This window comes from Bartonella sp. W8167 (assembly GCF_016100335.1).
GTDB lineage: Bacteria > Pseudomonadota > Alphaproteobacteria > Rhizobiales > Rhizobiaceae > Bartonella > Bartonella apis.
Genome location: NZ_JACFSQ010000003.1, coordinates 203,082 through 220,426, shown reverse-complemented (window position 1 = coordinate 220,426; position 17,345 = coordinate 203,082). Strand labels below are relative to the sequence as shown.

Genomic DNA, 17,345 nt, shown 5'->3' with positions numbered 1-17,345 from the left:
TTTCCCTACTCTGACCGACGTTTTTTATGTTCCCTAAAAATTAGGTTCATGCGGTTAAGGCTCTTTCATGAAAACAGGTCCACACTCATGCGCCCCTTTACACCTCTCCCGAATGCCAATATTTCTCCGAAGGTTAATGTCTTGCGGTGCAAGATCGTTAAAAAATTGAACTATGAGTTCTTCAAACCGGCAACAAAGGCGTTATTTCATTTTGTCCGCCATTATTGTGAATAATCGTTCTACAGTCGGCAATTTGCACTTGAAATTCTGTTCAAATCGGAACATTCAACAAACTAGCTTATCCGCTGGAAATTTTGTTGCTCGCTCGATTCAAATATCGGGATAGGCAAATATTCCAAAGACATTTTCGTTCCAATCGCTTTTGAACGAATGCCGTTATTTTGAAAATTCTTGATGAGCGCGTTTAAAAACAAATGACAGCTCTTTTGTTGTGAAAACCATTATTCCCGAAGACCTTGTCGGTTTAAACTATAATATTGATCGTCAATCGTATTTGCGTTGAGCTTATTGATATTCGATCGTCATTTTATAACAAACACGTATAACCACATATGTTACCTTCGGTTATTGCTGCTAACAGTTGTCAAACTCTACTTTCTCCTCTAGCTCTTTTTATGAAAATAACAATCCGGATAAAACAAACCAGCGGAACAGAATGCCAAGGTTGAAATACCGGCTGCATTGGTCTTCGCCCGTCATACCTGTCGCCTGATATCTGGGCATCAAGCAAAATCATTCATCTTAAATAAAAAAGCCCCTTTCGGGGCTTTTATCAAAACGTTTCGAATAATCAGAAATCACGCTGGATCCGGATAGCTCCACCAATAGCATCCTGATCATGCAAATCGGAATGGACATCGTTCCATTTACGATAGTTGACTTCAGGCATAACAGTAAGACCGGGAAGCATTTCATAAGCAACATTGGCAGCCGTGTAGGTGTTGCCTACGCCTTCATAAGTCAACTGTAAGTTACCTGTTGTTTTCGGCGTGAATTTATAAGACGCGCCGAGCCAACCAACCCATTTTCCGCCCCATGTACCATAGAAACTGTCAACCGCACGAATACCACGATGACCATCACGGATGATTGAATCCTTATCTTCGATATCGTCATAGTAGGTGTCTTTGAGGTCCTTATATGCACCCATCACCCATAGATTGAATGCATCGGTAATCTTCAAATTGACTTTGGCCTTGCCAATCCAGGCTTCATTGACCGCATCGTAGGCACCGGCACCGGTGATTGATCCCCAACCTTGTTCGAACTTCAAACCGGCAATAACGTCCGGCGTATAATCCTTTATCGTTCCATTAAAGTCGGTATCCTCATCGCCGCCCTGTTCAATCGAAACCAACGCAGTCAAACCGTTGGCAAATGAATGTTGATATTGGATCATATTGGTACGATAGGCACCGCCCAGAACAACATCATCATTGATGAAGTTGCCATAATAATCGAAGAACGTATTCAATGCCGATTCATCAACACCGATATGCAAACCGCCAAGATCAATATAACCGAAACGCAATTCGGAAGAGGATGCATCCGACCCATCATCAAAATCCGAACGCAATTCGATATGAGTTTTCAAGGTTCCAAGCTCGGTTTCGGATGCTGTTGCAACCAGCAAATGGGCACGCACTTCATCACGCCATGTTTTCATATCGCGATCTTTGCGCGAGCGGGCATAAACATCATCTCCGCCTTTTGCCTGCGCATAGACAAAACCACCAAGTTTCAAACATGTATCTGTTCCGGGGATATAGAAATATCCTTCTCCGTAAGCATCACAAACACGAACATATTCAACCGGCTCTGCTTCAGGTAAGGCGACATCTGCTGCCTTTGCCAATGTTGTTTCAATTCCGATAGTTGCTGATGTTACCAGTAACACTTGAAAAATTTTTTTCATAACTGCCCCGAAAATTTGCTTATCGACTGCGATCCATCGTGGATCCACTGATTGATATGGACATTTCTGTTCCCTCGCCCGTCATGTCCATGCAAATTGCAACGGGCAAATCTATAACGTTGTGCATCTATACAAACTTGAATAAGTTATTCAAGTTTTTAATCGTCATATGAGTTGTATCGGCTTTTTAAAAAACAATCTGTAACAAATATGATACACTTAATCTGATAAAAGCCCGAAACCGTAGCTTCGGGCTTTTATCGAACGCTTTAAAATAAGGTTTTAAGAAAATCAGGCAGCCTTTTCGTCTTTTGGTGTCCATTTCCCGAGTGCTGCCAGATAATTCATCTTTGCACGATGGGCAAAAGCACGTTGACCGGCTGCAACATTCTGCTTTTTGCCGCCCCAGGCCTCGATCGCTGCTGCCTGAAGAGCGCGCCCGTAAGAGAATGTAACTTTCCAAGGAAGATTGCCGATTGCGTTGATTGCCGAAAGATGGGCTGTTGCTTCTTCGTCCGACTGGCCTCCAGAAAGGAATGCAATTCCGGGAACCGAAGCAGGAACTGTCGTTTTCAAAACCCGAACGGTTTTTTCCGCCACTTCTTCAACCGAAGCTTTACGGGCTTTTTTGCCATCAATCACCATATTGGGTTTCAAAATCATGCCTTCCATCTTGACGCGGGCGGCAAACAGCTCATCAAAAACTGTCCTCAAGACATGTTCTGTCACTTCATAACAGCGATCGATAGAATGGTCGCCGGGCTTGCCATCCATAAGGATTTCCGGTTCGACGATCGGCACAATCTGTGCTTCCTGACAAAGTGCAGCATAGCGAGCCAAAGCTTGGGCGTTCTGACGAACCGCACCCCAGCTCGGCAATTTGCTCTTATCAATAGAAATGACACCGCGCCATTTTGCAAAACGGGCACCCAATTCATAATATTCTTTCAAACGCCCGCGTAAGCCATCAAGCCCTTCCGTAATCGTCTCGTCGGGGAAGCCTGCAAGCGGCTTTGCTCCCTCGTCAACCTTGATACCGGGAATTGAGCCGGCAGCTTTGATGATATCGGTCAACATGCGGCCATCAGAGGCCTTCTGGCGGATTGTCTCGTCAAAAAGAATGACGCCGGAAATATATTTTTCCATGGCTTCTTTGGTCGTAAACAGCATTTCGCGATAATCGCGACGGTTTTCTTCGGTCGATTCCAGTTTGATCGTGTCAAAGCGTTTTTTAATAGTACTGGTGCTTTCATCAGCAGCAAGCAGACCTTTTCCTCCTGCCGTCATAGCAATTGCAATATCCTCAATACGTTCACTCATTGGGGTGGCTCCTCTTTTTTAATAGCCAGACAATAATAACATTACATGCAAAGTGAAACGGTGACCCCCGTTTCAAATATTCTGGTGTGCAGGCGGAAAATTCCTTATGAAAAGAACCCCCGCTCTCTCGACCTATTTTTCCAGTGCGACAATTCCGGGCAATGGCTTGCCTTCCATCCATTCGAGGAAGGCACCACCTGCCGTCGAAATATAGGTAAAATCGGAAGCAACACCGGCGTGATGAAGAGCTGAAACAGTATCACCACCACCGGCAATAGAAATGAGCTTCTTTTGTTTTGTGCGTGCAGCAACACGCTTGGCAACAGCGACGGTACCGGCATCAAAAGGATGCAGTTCGAAAGCTCCGAGTGGTCCATTCCAGACCAGTGTTGCAGCATCGTCGATGGCTGCATTGATGCGTTCGATAGACTTTTCTCCAATATCAAGAATCATTCCATCGGCGGGAATTGAATCAACGCCATAAGAATGGTTGGGAGAATTTGCTTCAAAACTTTCGGCAACAATGGCATCAACCGGCAAAATGATTGAACAGTTTTCGGTTTTTGCTTTGGTTAGAATAGAACGGGCAGTTTCACCAAGTTCATGTTCACAAAGCGATTTGCCAACGCCTGTTCCTTTGGCTGCAAGAAATGTATTGGCCATACCGCCACCGATAATCAGTGCATCTACTTTTTCGATCAGATTGTTCAGAAGATCGATTTTCGTCGAAACTTTGGCGCCACCAACAATGGCGACAACCGGATGAGCAGGATGACCAAGGCCTTTTTCCAGTGCCTCGAGTTCCATCTGCATTGAACGACCGGCATAGGCTGGCAAAACATGGGCAAGCCCCTCGGTCGACGCATGGGCACGGTGGGCAGCCGAAAATGCATCATTAACGTAAATATCGCCATTTTCAGCCAATGCTTTGACAAATGCCGGATCGTTCTTTTCTTCGCCTTCATGAAAGCGCGTATTTTCCAAAAGAACAATATCGCCATCTTTCAGGGCATCAACAGCAGCCTTGGCCTTTTCGCCGATACAATCTTCAGCAAAAGCAACCGGTTTGCCCAATACCTTTTCCACAGTCGGCACAATCTGCTTCAATGAAAATTCGGCAACAATCTTGCCCTTCGGACGTCCGAAATGGGCAAGCAAAATAACTTTAGCACCTTTTCTACTCAATTCAGTGATGGTTGGTCTTACCCGTTCGATACGGGTGGTATCGGTTACTTTTCCGTCCGCGACCGGCACATTGAGATCGACCCGCAAGAGAACGCGTTTCGATTTTACATCAACATCATCAAGGGTGCGAAAAGCCATATTTTTCTCCAGATTTTTCCAAGAAACGACCGTTCTTCTTCACAAACAGTCCGCTCATTTACTTTTCATAGCAAGGCTAAAAACAAGTGCTCGGCAAAGCCTCGCATTTCAAACGAATTCGGGGGCTTCACGCCCCCGAATTGCTTTCATCAGATGGTCTTTGCGAATGCGACAGCTACATCAGCCATACGATTGGAGAAACCCCATTCGTTGTCATACCATGAAAGAATGCGAACGAAGGTTCCATCCATAACCCTTGTTTGCTCGGTATGGAAAATCGAAGAGTGCGGGTCATGGTTGAAATCATGGCTGACAAGCTTTTCATCGGTATAGCCGAGGATGCCCTTCATGGGGCCATTTGCAGCAGCACGGATTTCTTCATTGATTTCTTCCGGCGTAACCGGACGCTTTGCAATAAAGGTAAAGTCGACGACCGAAACATTCGGGGTGGGAACGCGGATAGCAACGCCATCAAGCTTGCCGGCAAGTTCCGGCAGGACCAGACCAACAGCCTTGGCAGCACCGGTCGATGTCGGAATCATCGACAAAGCTGCAGCGCGTGCTCGGTAGAGGTCTTTGTGCAATTTATCCAATGTCGGTTGATCGCCGGTATAAGAGTGAATGGTTGTCATGAAGCCTTTTTCAATGCCAACAGTTTTGTTGAGGACATGGGCAACCGGGGCAAGGCAATTGGTGGTGCAAGATCCGTTCGAAATGACCTTGTGCTCTTTGGTCAACTTGTCATGATTGACGCCATAGACAACCGTCAGGTCAGCGCCTTTTGACGGTGCGGAAACGATAACACGCTTGGCACCTGCATCAAGATGGGCAGCAGCTTTTTCGCGGGCTGTAAAAATGCCGGTGCATTCCATCGCAATATCAATGCCAAGTTCTTTCCATGGCAATTCTTCCGGGTTGCGAGCAGCCGTAACTTTGATCGGCCCGCGGCCGGCATCAATGGTATCACCCGATACCTTTACTTCATGAGGGAAACGTCCATGGACTGAATCATAGCGCAACAGATGGGCATTTGTTTCAACAGGCCCCAAATCGTTAACTGCAACGATGTCAATATCTTTGCGACCGCTTTCAATGATTGCGCGCACAACATTACGCCCAATACGTCCAAATCCGTTGATTGCTACACGTACTGCCATATTATCTCTCCCTTTAATTGAGATATTTGAATATTAAAGCTTTGCTTCCGCCGCTGCAACGACGGCTTCGGCTGTAATCCCGAAATGTTGGTAAAGTGCGCCGATAGGACCACTCGCACCAAAACCATGCATACCTATAAATAGGCCATCTGATCCGATAAAACGATCCCATCCTTGACGAATAGCTGCTTCAATAGCAATTTTTACCGGCGCAGTTCCTATCAATGCCGTTCTATAGGACTCTACTTGGCGCTCGAACAGTTCAAAACAAGGGACCGATACAACTCTTGTCGGAATGCCTTTATTTTCAAGCGTTTCACGAGCTTTTACAGCAATTTCAACTTCCGAACCCGAAGCAAAGATCGTGACTTTCGCTTCGTCACTGGCTGTCATCAACTCATAAGCACCCAATGCACAAAGATTATCTTCTTCATAATTTTTACGCAAGGTCGGTAACCCTTGGCGGGTCAGAGCCAAAGTCGATGGTGTTGTTTTGGATTTTAGCGCCAACTGCCAGCATTCGGCTGTTTCAACGACATCGGCGGGACGAAAAACAAGATGATTGGGAATTGCCCTTAAACTTGCCAGATGTTCCACCGGCTGGTGGGTCGGACCGTCTTCACCCAATCCGATTGAGTCATGTGTCATGACATAGATGACACGGATGCCCATCAATGAGGAAAGCCGCATTGCCGGACGGGCGTAGTCGGAAAAGCACAAGAACGTTCCCGAATAAGGAATAATGCCGCCATAAAGCGACAAACCGTTCATAATGGCGCCCATGGCATGTTCGCGAATTCCGTAATGGATATAGCGGCCGGAAAAGTCATCCGGCGTAATATCATTGGTCTGGCTGGTTCTGGTGTTATTCGAACCTGTCAAATCGGCGGAACCGCCAATTGTTTCATTGACAGCACCATTGATCACTTCAAGTGCCATTTGGGAAGCGACACGCGTTGCCACTTTCGGTTGATCGGCAGCAAGCTTCTTTTTGTAATCGCTGATAACACTATCAAAATTTCCCGGCAGGTCGCCACGCATCAAACGCTCGAATTCGGCACGTTTCTGCGGATCAAGGGCTTCGAATTTTTTATCCCATTCCTGACGTTTTTTTGCAGCATTAAGGCCGGCAAGACGCCAGTTATCAAGAATTTCGGCAGGAACAACAAAAGGCTCGCTTTCCCACCCGAGTGCTTTACGTGTCTCGGCAACTTCCTCCTTGCCAAGAGGTGAACCGTGAGCCTTGTTGGTACCGGCTTTATGAGGTGAACCGAAGCCGATCGTAGTCCGGCAGGAAATAAGCGTCGGTTTATCAGAAGTTTTTGCTTTTTCGATTGCCTTGGCAATTGCGTCCTGATCGTGACCGTCCACTTTGATTGTGTTCCACTGACACGCTTCAAAGCGTGCGCATTGGTCGGTATTGTCGGATATCGTAATCGCACCGTCTATCGAGATATGGTTATTATCCCAGAAGACAATAAGTTTGTTGAGTTTCATATGGCCGGCAAAAGCGATTGCTTCCTGAGAGATACCTTCCATCAGACAACCGTCGCCGACAAGTGCATAAGTATAATGGTCGACCAGATCGCCCCAGCGCGCATTCATGATCCGTTCGCCAAGTGCCATTCCGACGGCATTGGCTATGCCCTGTCCCAGCGGACCCGTTGTTGTTTCTACACCATTGATATGCCGGTATTCCGGATGACCGGCTGTTTTCGCACCGAGCTGACGAAAGTTCTTTATCTCGTCGATTGTGACATCCTCATATCCGGAAAGATACATGGCCGAATAAAGCAGCATGGAACCATGGCCTGCCGAAAGAACAAACCGGTCCCGATTGGGCCAATTCGGCTTCTTCGGATCATGGGCGAGAAATTTGGTATAAAGAACTGTTGCAATGTCGGCAGCACCCATCGGAAGACCGGGATGACCGGAATTTGCTTTCTCGATTGCATCAATGGAAAGAAAACGGATAGCATTGGCCATCTGGTTTTGCTTGTCGGTATTTTTCATGAGAATTGGCTACTCTTTGATCGGTAAAAAATTCGGTCTAATGCTTCTTTTGACAAATATCACTTAAACTGTGCGAGTCAATAAAATCCCACTGTCACCAGCTTTGATACGGTGGATTTCTTGCCACAAGGCCGGAAGACATTTAAGAATGACAAATACAGGATAAAATTTGCCGGAATGATTCGTTTTTGAATTTATCTTTTATAAAAGGATCTGGAACTCGATGCCACAAGATACATCAATTCTCGATCAAGCGATCAATCGTCTGGAAAACGCTCTTAAAACGCTTGAAAATGCTGTTGTCAATGACAATAAAGATTCATACGACACCAGCGAACTCGAGGAAGAAATCCAGCGCATGAATGCAGATCGCAGCCGTCTGGCACAAGCACTTGATACATCTGAATCGCGCGCTGAACGTCTTGAACAAGCCAATAAGGAAGTATCTCGCCGCCTTATCACTGCAATGGAAACGATACGAACAGTGGTTGACCGGTAAAGGGCAAATAATATGGCAACTGTATCAGTCACGATCGATGGAAAAACCTACCGCATGGCCTGCGATGAAGGCGAAGAAGACCATCTTGCCGGTCTTGCCCATCAGCTTGACCAATACATCAGCCATTTGAAATCGAATTTCGGCGAGATCGGTGATCATCGTCTTTCTGTTATGGCAGGCATCATGGTTATGGACGAGCTTGACGAAGCGCGGCGTCAGCTAAAAAGCCTGAAGCAGGAGAATGAAGCTTTAGAGCAGGAAAATGCACAATTGACAGATGCTTGCGAACGCTATGAAACCGTTGCTGCCAAAGCGATTGATCGTGCAGCCAGTCATATTGATGCGCTTGCCCGCCAACTCGTAAAAAACCAGTAACGGTATCAATTTGGCTAAAAACCGCTTATCCGGAGAAACACGTTTGTCGATTGTTTTTACAATCAGAAGCGTTCAAAATTTGTGAACTTCATAAATCTAGCGGGTTTCAAATCCGTATATAAAAGTAAAACACGTTTTCCTTGAGAGGTCACCGGAATTCAAGGTGTCAATGAAATTTATCTAACTCTCGGGATCAATAAACATGGCTTTTTCATGCGGGCTGCGAGCAGAAATCACTTTATTGGCAAAACAACATGCGGCAATCTGCTATTGTCCCGAATGTTGCGACTTATAGTAACTGTTTTGACATTTATCGAGTGTTTCGGCCCATATATTTGGCCGGTGTTACATGGGGCAAAAAATGCATCAAGGAACCAGCGCTTGACCGCCGGCCTTTCAGACAGGTTCAAAAATATTTGAAACGTTTTTCTTGAATGCAAAGCGGTTCAAGGCATGTTCCGGCGGAACATGATGAATCTGTTCCGCCGTTGAACCATTATTTTTAAAACTGGAATGATCCGGTTCAACGCCTATTATCTGCGCTTGCCGTCTTCCTTTTCCACATAGGCAATGCGCAACATATTGGTTGCACCAGGTGTTCCAAGCGGCACACCGGCCGTTACGATAATTCTGTCTCCGGGAACGCTATAGCCTTCGCGCAGTGCAATGGCTGCGGCTCTTTCGACCATATCGTCAAGATTGTGAGCGTCGTCTGTGACAACACAATGAAGTCCCCAGACAAGGGCAAGGCGCCGTGCTGTTTCGGTAATCGGAGAAAGCGCAATAATTGATGGCATCGGCCGCTCACGAGATGCACGAATACCCGTTGCGCCAGAGGCCGTATAAGCAACAATGGCAGAAAGATTGAGCGTTTCGGCAATCTGCCTTGCTGCAAGTGAAATTGCATCGGCACCGGTTGGTTCGGGATCCGGATGTTGGGCATCAATCATCGGTTCATAATTGGAATCCCGTTCGATCTTGCAAGCAATTTTATCCATCGTGCGCACTGCTTCTTCCGGATAGGCGCCGGCAGCCGATTCAGCCGAAAGCATAATGGCATCAGCCCCTTCATAAACTGCTGTTGCAACATCGGAAACCTCTGCACGGGTAGGAACCGGCGACGAGATCATAGATTCAAGCATCTGGGTTGCGACAACAACCGGCTTTCCTGCACGCCGACACAATTTGATAATATCCATCTGGATACCGGGCACTGTTTCCAACGGCATCTCGACACCAAGATCACCACGTGCCACCATAACAGCGTCGGATAAATCAACAATTTCGTTAATTCTGCGAACCGCTTGCGGCTTTTCAATTTTTGAAAGGATCGCCACTTTACCCTTGGCGATTTTGCGGGCTTCGGCAATATCTTCAGGACGCTGGATAAAGGAAAGCGCAATCCAGTCAATCGGCTGTTCAAGAACGGCGAGCAGGTCTTTGTGATCTTTTTCTGTCATTGCACCGACCCCAAGCAGCGTGTCGGGCAGGCTTACGCCCTTACGATCGGAAATGTGCGTTCCCGCAACAACCTTGCATTCAATAGCGGTATGCGAGCATTTCTGTGCCAGAAGCTCCAATTTGCCATCATCAATGAGCAGCCGTTCTCCCGGCTTGACCGCATCGAAAATTTCCTTATGCGGCAAGTAAACACGCGTATTGTCGCCCGGAACATCTTTATTGTCGAGCGTAAAAGTCTGACCAGCTACAAGATCGACTTTACCATTTGCAAATTCCCCTACACGTAACTTCGGTCCCTGCAAATCGGCAAGAATACCGATCGGCCGCCCCTGCTTTTTTTCGATATTACGAATAATTTTTACGAGATTACGCATCGTGTCATGGTCGGCATGGCTCATATTGATGCGAAAAACGTCGACGCCCGCTAGAAAAAGTTTTTCGATCATTTTTTCGTCAGACGAAGCAGGCCCGAGCGTAGCAACAATCTTTACTTTACGGTTACGTTTCATTTTGTAGGAGCTCCTGTAACAAGCGGCGTATTCAACGCCGGATTATTGGATACCGGTTCCGTAAGCTGCACCATCCAGCTTGTCTGGGTACCTGTATCGATTTCTTGAAAACCGGCTTTTTGAAAGCCGCGTGCAAAACAGTCGTTCACGCCATTAATCGTAAATTCGGAATCTTTCACACACATATTGATAGGCCCATCCCAACGCCCGTGATTTTTGGCATCTTCCGCATGAAGATAATAAAAGCGCGATGCCAGAGCCCCATCAATAATCGTCTTGCAACGCGTGGGACCGACGACCCACCAGCCTTCGGAAACCCAGCCGGTTTTCGCACGGTATCCGATAGACACACCAATAACTTCCTGAGTTGTGTTGCAGACACGAAAATCCGCTTTCGTTGCGTTTTGAAAGGTGAACGCAAACATACCACCGAAGAGAACAATCAGAATCTTTTTCAACAACATTTCTGGCACCTTCGGTTTATTTCGTTGCGACCGTTCATCTTTTGCACTTGAATTGTGTTTTGTTTAGTTTCGTAAATTTTGTCAATGTCAGAGACTTTCAAATCAGCTCATATTATAAAGTGATGATAGAAAAATGAAACAGAAAGAAAATTTCTATTCTTTTGAAGAAATCCCCGGCAATATGGAGACGGATCTTGCATTAATCTGTGATCACGCAAGCAATTTTCTGCCGGCTGAATACGGTTCACTCGGGCTCGACCCGGCCGAGTTCAAACGCCACATCGCTTATGATATAGGTGCGGAGCTACTTACCCGTGAATTGGCAAGACGCCTTGATGCACCGGCAGTTATCAGCCATTTTTCACGACTTTTGATTGACCCTAACAGGGGTGAAGATGACCCGACACTTATCATGCAATTATCCGACGGCGCGGTGATTGCACAAAATTATCCGATGAGCGAAAATGAAAGACAACGCCGCATTGACAATTATTACAAGCCCTATGACACGGCAATCGGCAAGCTCATTGCCAATGTCGGGCAAGCAAGCGGAAAAAGCCCTTTTGTGGTTTCTGTCCATTCTTTCACACCGGTTTGGCGCGGCAAAGCCCGCCCATGGCATATCGGCCTTTTATGGGATAGCGACAGACGCGTATTCGATCCGCTTTTTGAAGGATTGAACAGGATTGGACATATCAAGGTCGGTGATAATGAACCTTATGATGGTGCGCTGAAAGGCGATACAATGTATCGCCATTGTACAAAAAAAGGCATTGCGCATATTCTGATTGAAGTCAGGCAGGATTTGATCGGGAATGAAAAAGGTGTGACCGAATGGGCTGACTATCTGGAACCCCTGTTTCGTAAAATAAATGCAGCGCCGATGATTCACATGAAACAGGTTTTTCCCTCGCGTGCGGACAAGTAATTTTACTTCATCACACTTAAAGCGCGATATTGACGCTGCAAGACGGATGCGAAAAATTAAAGCTGCCATCTTGACTCCGAGGGCAGGACTCGGACATCAACAGGAAACTGGACGATCGACTAAACGACTCGTTCGAACACGATTTATCTGGAGGCCATTTCCATGAGTGAAGTGACAGACGAAAAACAAGCAGTGGCTGTTGGCCAGTTGCGTTCTTTCATCGAGCGTATTGAACGCCTTGAAGAAGAAAAGAAAACAATTTCCGACGACATCAAAGAGGTTTATGCCGAGCTTAAAGGAAGTGGCTTCGACAGCAAGGCCGTACGCACGATTATCCGTTTGCGTAAAAAGGAAGACCATGAGCGTCAGGAAGAAGAGGCCATGATCCAGCTCTATAAAGATGCGCTTGGCATGAGCTGATTTCTAAATTTCCAAAAACTCGAAAGCCTTCCATTTCCGGAAGGCTTTTTGTTATCTATTGCTGATTACCGGTATTATATGGCACTTAAAACCACTATCTGTATTTTACCGTTCAACCCATTTATCAATGCCAAATAATTCGCGTTGAAGCTCACCCTATAGCTTTAAAAAATAAAGCTATTTTTCGAGTTCTTCTTTCAGCATTTCAAGCTCCAGCCACTCGTTTTCCTTTGTTTCAAGGTCTTTGCGTTTTTGTTCGAGAAGGCGCGAAAGTTCATCGAACCTTTTGGCATCCTTGGAATAAAGATCAGGATCGGAAAATTCGTGTTCCATCTTTGCAATCTCCTGATGCAGCGCATCAATTTCCGATGGCAATTTTTCCAAAGCATATTTCTGTTTATAGGATAGCTTTTGTTTTGTTTCCCGTTTGCCCCGTTCAGCTGTGCCTGATGTTTGCGGCGAAGACGATTTCACAAGTTTTTTCTGTTCGATTTCCCGACCTTTTCGTTGTGCAATCATATCGCTATAACCACCGGCATATTCGAGCCAACGACCATTACCTTCAGGAGCGATAATACTGGTAACCGTACGATCAAGAAAATCACGATCATGGCTGACAAGCAAAACAGTTCCCGGAAAATTGCTTACAAGTTCCTGCAAAAGATCAAGCGTTTCCATATCAAGATCATTTGTAGGCTCGTCGAGTATCAACAGGTTTGCAGGACGCGATAATACGCGCGCCAGCATCAACCGCGCACGTTCACCACCCGACAATTCTTTAATCGGTGTGCGCGCTTGTTCAGGCGAAAACAGAAAATCCTTCATATAAGAAATAACATGACGTTGTTCGCCATTGACGATAACACTGTCGCCTCGCCCATCAGTCAAATAATGGGCAAGCGTTTCACTTTCATCAAGCGAACGTTTTTGATCAAGCGTGGCGATTTCGAGATTGACGCCAAGTTTCACTGTTCCACTATCGGGTGTCAAAACCCCGCTCAACATGGATAACAATGTCGTCTTGCCAATGCCATTGGGACCAACCAGTCCCACCCGATCACCACGATGGATACGGGTTGAAAAATGATCGACAAGCACATGTTCGCCATAAGCTTTGCTGATATTTTTGGCTTCGATCACCAGTTTTCCGGATTCCTGTGAATCGCTTAACTCCATGACAGCATTGCCTTGCGGCCCGCGATAACTCTTGTATTTCTGCCGCAATTTCTGCAATTCATCAAGACGACGCACATTGCGTTTGCGCCGTGCTGTCACGCCATAACGCAACCAATGCTCTTCACGCACAATCTGGCGGCCGAGTTTTTGTTGCTCCATTTCTTCTTCTTCAAGAAGTTTGTCACGCCATTCCTCGAAAAAAGCAAATCCTTTACCAAGACGCTTTGTTTCCCCCCGATCAAGCCAGATTGTCGATTGCGAGACGTTTTCCAGAAAACGACGATCATGCGAAATCAACACGATGCTTGAACGTATTGTTTTGAGTTCACCTTCGAGCCATTCGATTGTCGTGAGATCAAGGTGGTTGGTGGGTTCGTCAAGAAGCAGAATGTCGGGAGCGGGTGCAATAACGCGCGCCAATGCGGCGCGGCGCGCTTCACCACCGGAAAGCTGGTCGGGCTTTTCTTCTCCCGTCAAACCCAGATGATCAAGCATATAGCTCACACGGTGGACATCATCCAAAGGCCCGAGGCCCGCTTCGACATAGGCACGCACATTTTTAAAACCCTCAAGATCGGGTGTTTGCGGCAAATAACGGATTGTTGCCGAGGGATGCCGGAAAATCTCGCCATCTGTCGGTTCGACAAGTCCGGCTGCAATTTTAAGAAGTGTTGATTTACCCGAACCATTACGACCAACAAGCGCAATACGATCGCCATTCGACACGGATAGTGCGGCGTCGGTGAGCAATGGTGTACCACCAAAGGTGAGTGAAATATGATCAAGACGTAAAAGAGGAGGCGCCATTATGATTCCATGTAGCTATTGATCGGTTTAATAGCAAAATATAACTTTAAAACACATAAAAATAAAAAAGGGCCAGCAGAACCGACCCCTTCATTTTTCAGGTCTTTAAAACCTTATTGGTATTGATTGCAAGGTGCCTGATACATCTGACCATAAGCATCGCGATAATTACAATACTGGACGCCATTGCGTTTTGTTGCAACGCCGACGAGTGTCCCTGCAGCTGCACCGATTGCAGCCCCCCTCAAAGCACCCTTGCCATTCCCCTTGATAGCACCGCCTGCAAGTGCACCCAAGGCTGCACCACCAACGCCATATCCGGCAGTACGCTGTTCATTCGGCGAACAGGCAACGGTCGCCAAACCCAAAGCCGAAACCATGGCAATTACAGAAATTCGTTTAAACATGTCCTCACTCTTTCTCTTATGATTTTCCCGGTACTGTGTCGTAATAATAAGGCGAAACCAAGATAAGGCGGAAACCGACACTCGACCCCATCCTTACTATTACATATGGATATAGAAAATTATTTTCACAAAGCTACCCTTGAATGTCTTCTAAAGCCCGTCAATGAGCATTGAATTGAGCAACGAGAATTGCTCGCCCCGAGGAAAGAGTTAAATGCAATTGACCAACGACTTCATTGGAAAGTGTCAATGAAGAGCCGAAGGGCACGTTTTTGCGACAAAGTGGCCACTTTGCCCCTTCGATTGTCAAGCCGCCAAGGTCATCGAAACCGATGATACTGAAAATTGTGCCTGCAGGAAAATCGAATGAATGGTGGCCCGGAAGAATAGCATATCCTTCCTCGTTACCACTTGTGAGTAGCACATCAATGTCGTTCTGTTTCATCGCCAAAGCGTGTACGAAATGGAAAAATGCATGATCGGACCGTTTTCCCCCCAATGCGCCGCATAAAATAATACGGTTTGCCCCTCTTTCCAAAGCGAAGTCGATTGCAAGTTCACCGTCGGTTTTATCTTTGGCAACAGGAAAAGACCGCCGCTCAATATTCTGATATTTTACCATCAGCGCCGGATCGGCCGAATCAAAATCCCCGACCCATAATTCGGGTGTTACACCAAGGGGCCCGACATAACGTATCGCACCATCAGCAACAATGACATTGCTTTTTCTTATCTCTGCCAAAAGCCGCGGGGTTACCTGAAGATCACCGTCAAGAAGAATAGTGTAGGTTTTCATGACCACCCCGAATTTGCTTTTTTACGTAAATAGCCCATTTTAATTTTTAATCGGTATCTATTTGATTGTTCTGTGATCATTGATATGTCACAACAACTCGCTTCTATTCGTTCTATTATAGGGGAAATTTTGAAAAAGCTTGTTATTTTCAAAGTTTTTCAGCCTTATAGTACGGGATTATATTTTGCCGCAATGAGGATCAAACATCGGTCGCGATGAGTAAATGCAAAAAAATGGCCATTTCAGACCTGCATTCAGTGCCACATGTTTCCAAGCGTGTGGTCAAAACGACGGGTTTTACCATTTTTTTAAGCTTTATTTTTTCCGGCTTAACAGCTTGCCAACTTGTCGATTATAATAAGCCCGATGGAGGCCTTATGCCTTCCGGCGCACCGGTCACTGTCGACAAGGTGAGCAAAGGGGATTCTCTTGCACAATTGGGTGCGTCCCAGCATCCGCGAATTTTACAAACCTATGGCGGCGAATATAGTGATCCGAAGCTTGAACGCATGGTTGCCAAAATTGTCGGAAGGCTCACAGCGGTTTCCGATAACCCCGCCCAGACCTATAGGATTACGATTTTAAACTCGCCCAATGTAAACGCTTTCGCACTTCCCGGTGGCTACGTTTATGTAACGCGCGGGCTTCTTGCGCTCGCCAATGATTCGTCCGAAGTGGCGGCTGTTCTTGCTCATGAAATGGCACACGTCACAGCCAATCACGGTATTTTGCGTCAACAGAAAGAGGCCGAGGTAGAACTTACAAATCAGGTTGTTAGCGAAGTTCTGGAAGACCATTCGGCCGAGCGGGAAACAGCTATTCGCGGTAAACTGCGCCTTGCCCAATTTTCGCGCAATCAGGAATTGCAGGCGGATGCAATCGGCATAAAAATGTTAGGACAGGCGGGGTATGACCCGTTCGCCTCGCCACGCTTTTTACAATCAATGGAAGCTTATGCGTCCTATCGCAATGTTTCAGGAGCAACCGATGCAACCCTGGACTTTCTGGCCAGCCATCCTTCGACACCGCAGCGGATCCAGCTCGCAACCGATCAGGCACGTAAAGTGGGAGCTCCGGGTGTAGGAAAGACCGACCGCGATGATTTTCTCAACGGTATTGACGGAATGATTTTTGGTGATACAGCCGACGAAGGTTACATTCGTGGTAACCAGTTCATTCACCCAAAACTCGGGATTACTTTTTCTGTTCCGCAGAATTTCACAATCGATAATTCGTCAAATGCTGTTATTGCAAGCGGCAATAATGACATTGCTGTGCGCTTCGACGGTGTGGCACTTCCCCGCGGATTAACTCCGGTCGACTACATCAAAAGCGGCTGGGTAAGTGGACTTGACCAAACTTCGATTGTGCCTGTCACTATCAACGGCCTTCAAGCTGCACGTGCCCATGCTGCCAATGATCGTTGGCAATTCGATGTTGTGGTTATTTTTGTTAAAGACCGTGTCTTCAGATTTTTAACAGCAGCCCCCAAAAATTCGAACGAACTTGATGCTGTGTCGACTGCAACAACCTCGTCATTCAAAACATTATCGTCGCGCGAGATTTCTTCTCTCAAACCTTTGCGCATTCGCGTTGTCAATGTTCGCTCGGGCGATACTGTCGCATCACTTGCTCTACGCATGCAAGGCACCAACGCAAAAGAAAAACTGTTGCGTATCATCAATGCCTTGCCACCAACCGCAAATTTATCGGCAGGTGACAGAATCAAGATTATCTCGGAATAGCCTGATCGG

General features: G+C 46.5%; 15 protein-coding genes. 5 read left to right on the top strand and 10 right to left on the bottom strand.

Annotated features, from left to right (window positions below; translation table 11 throughout):
- Positions 1–811: 811 nt before the first annotated feature.
- The 5 genes from H3V12_RS09695 to tkt all read right to left on the bottom strand — a co-directional run bounded on the left by H3V12_RS09695 (position 812) and on the right by tkt (position 7,749).
- Positions 812–1,936, bottom strand: coding sequence for a porin (locus H3V12_RS09695; RefSeq protein WP_198214493.1), 1,125 nt, complete (start codon positions 1,934–1,936; stop codon positions 812–814).
- 291 nt (positions 1,937–2,227) lie between these two features.
- Positions 2,228–3,256 (bottom strand): class I fructose-bisphosphate aldolase, encoded by a 1,029-nt coding sequence (locus H3V12_RS09690; RefSeq protein WP_075869327.1) that lies wholly within the window; start codon positions 3,254–3,256, stop codon positions 2,228–2,230.
- 132 nt (positions 3,257–3,388) lie between these two features.
- Entirely contained in the window at positions 3,389–4,579 is a 1,191-nt protein-coding gene (locus tag H3V12_RS09685) for a phosphoglycerate kinase (protein ID WP_075869328.1), read from the bottom strand.
- A gap of 149 nt (positions 4,580–4,728) precedes the next feature.
- Positions 4,729–5,736 carry a type I glyceraldehyde-3-phosphate dehydrogenase gene (gap, locus tag H3V12_RS09680; RefSeq protein WP_198214492.1) on the bottom strand — a complete coding sequence of 336 codons (1,008 nt, stop codon included), beginning with the start codon at positions 5,734–5,736 and terminating at the stop codon, positions 4,729–4,731.
- A 33-nt stretch (positions 5,737–5,769) separates the two neighbouring features.
- Positions 5,770–7,749 (bottom strand): transketolase, encoded by a 1,980-nt coding sequence (tkt, locus tag H3V12_RS09675; RefSeq protein WP_198214491.1) that lies wholly within the window; start codon positions 7,747–7,749, stop codon positions 5,770–5,772.
- Positions 7,750–7,972: 223 nt separating this feature from the next.
- Here tkt and H3V12_RS09670 point away from each other — a divergent pair, with 223 nt between their 5' ends.
- Both H3V12_RS09670 and H3V12_RS09665 read left to right on the top strand, forming a co-directional pair.
- Positions 7,973–8,248, top strand: a complete 276-nt coding sequence (locus tag H3V12_RS09670) for a DUF4164 domain-containing protein (RefSeq protein WP_075869331.1) — start codon at positions 7,973–7,975, stop codon at positions 8,246–8,248.
- A gap of 12 nt (positions 8,249–8,260) precedes the next feature.
- Complete coding sequence (locus H3V12_RS09665; RefSeq protein WP_075869332.1) at positions 8,261–8,623, top strand: cell division protein ZapA; 363 nt, start codon at positions 8,261–8,263, stop codon at positions 8,621–8,623.
- A gap of 533 nt (positions 8,624–9,156) precedes the next feature.
- Here H3V12_RS09665 and pyk read toward each other — a convergent pair.
- The gene (pyk, locus tag H3V12_RS09660) at positions 9,157–10,593 is read right to left on the bottom strand and encodes a pyruvate kinase (protein ID WP_075869334.1); all 1,437 of its coding nucleotides are present in this window, start codon (positions 10,591–10,593) and stop codon (positions 9,157–9,159) included.
- Entirely contained in the window at positions 10,590–11,018 is a 429-nt protein-coding gene (locus H3V12_RS09655) for a DUF1036 domain-containing protein (protein ID WP_225867792.1), read from the bottom strand. The genes pyk and H3V12_RS09655 overlap by 4 nt, the downstream gene beginning before the upstream one ends.
- A gap of 172 nt (positions 11,019–11,190) precedes the next feature.
- Between H3V12_RS09655 and H3V12_RS09650 the strand changes: the two genes are divergently transcribed.
- Together H3V12_RS09650 and H3V12_RS09645 are read left to right on the top strand one after the other, a co-directional pair.
- Positions 11,191–11,985 (top strand): N-formylglutamate amidohydrolase, encoded by a 795-nt coding sequence (locus H3V12_RS09650; protein ID WP_198214490.1) that lies wholly within the window; start codon positions 11,191–11,193, stop codon positions 11,983–11,985.
- Between the two features lie 162 nt (positions 11,986–12,147).
- Positions 12,148–12,405 (top strand): DUF2312 domain-containing protein, encoded by a 258-nt coding sequence (locus H3V12_RS09645; protein WP_075869337.1) that lies wholly within the window; start codon positions 12,148–12,150, stop codon positions 12,403–12,405.
- Between the two features lie 177 nt (positions 12,406–12,582).
- Here the strand turns inward: H3V12_RS09645 and H3V12_RS09640 are convergent, their stop codons facing one another.
- From H3V12_RS09640 to H3V12_RS09630, 3 genes are all read right to left on the bottom strand, one after another.
- Positions 12,583–14,388 carry an ATP-binding cassette domain-containing protein gene (locus H3V12_RS09640; protein WP_198214489.1) on the bottom strand — a complete coding sequence of 602 codons (1,806 nt, stop codon included), beginning with the start codon at positions 14,386–14,388 and terminating at the stop codon, positions 12,583–12,585.
- Positions 14,389–14,501: 113 nt separating this feature from the next.
- Positions 14,502–14,795: a glycine zipper 2TM domain-containing protein gene (locus tag H3V12_RS09635; protein ID WP_075869339.1), complete on the bottom strand. Its 294-nt coding sequence runs from the start codon at positions 14,793–14,795 to the stop codon at positions 14,502–14,504.
- Positions 14,796–14,955: 160 nt separating this feature from the next.
- The gene (locus tag H3V12_RS09630; protein ID WP_198214488.1) at positions 14,956–15,591 is read right to left on the bottom strand and encodes a thiamine diphosphokinase; all 636 of its coding nucleotides are present in this window, start codon (positions 15,589–15,591) and stop codon (positions 14,956–14,958) included.
- A 233-nt stretch (positions 15,592–15,824) separates the two neighbouring features.
- Between H3V12_RS09630 and H3V12_RS09625 the strand changes: the two genes are divergently transcribed.
- Positions 15,825–17,336 (top strand): M48 family metalloprotease, encoded by a 1,512-nt coding sequence (locus H3V12_RS09625; RefSeq protein WP_198214487.1) that lies wholly within the window; start codon positions 15,825–15,827, stop codon positions 17,334–17,336.
- Positions 17,337–17,345 lie beyond the last annotated feature (9 nt).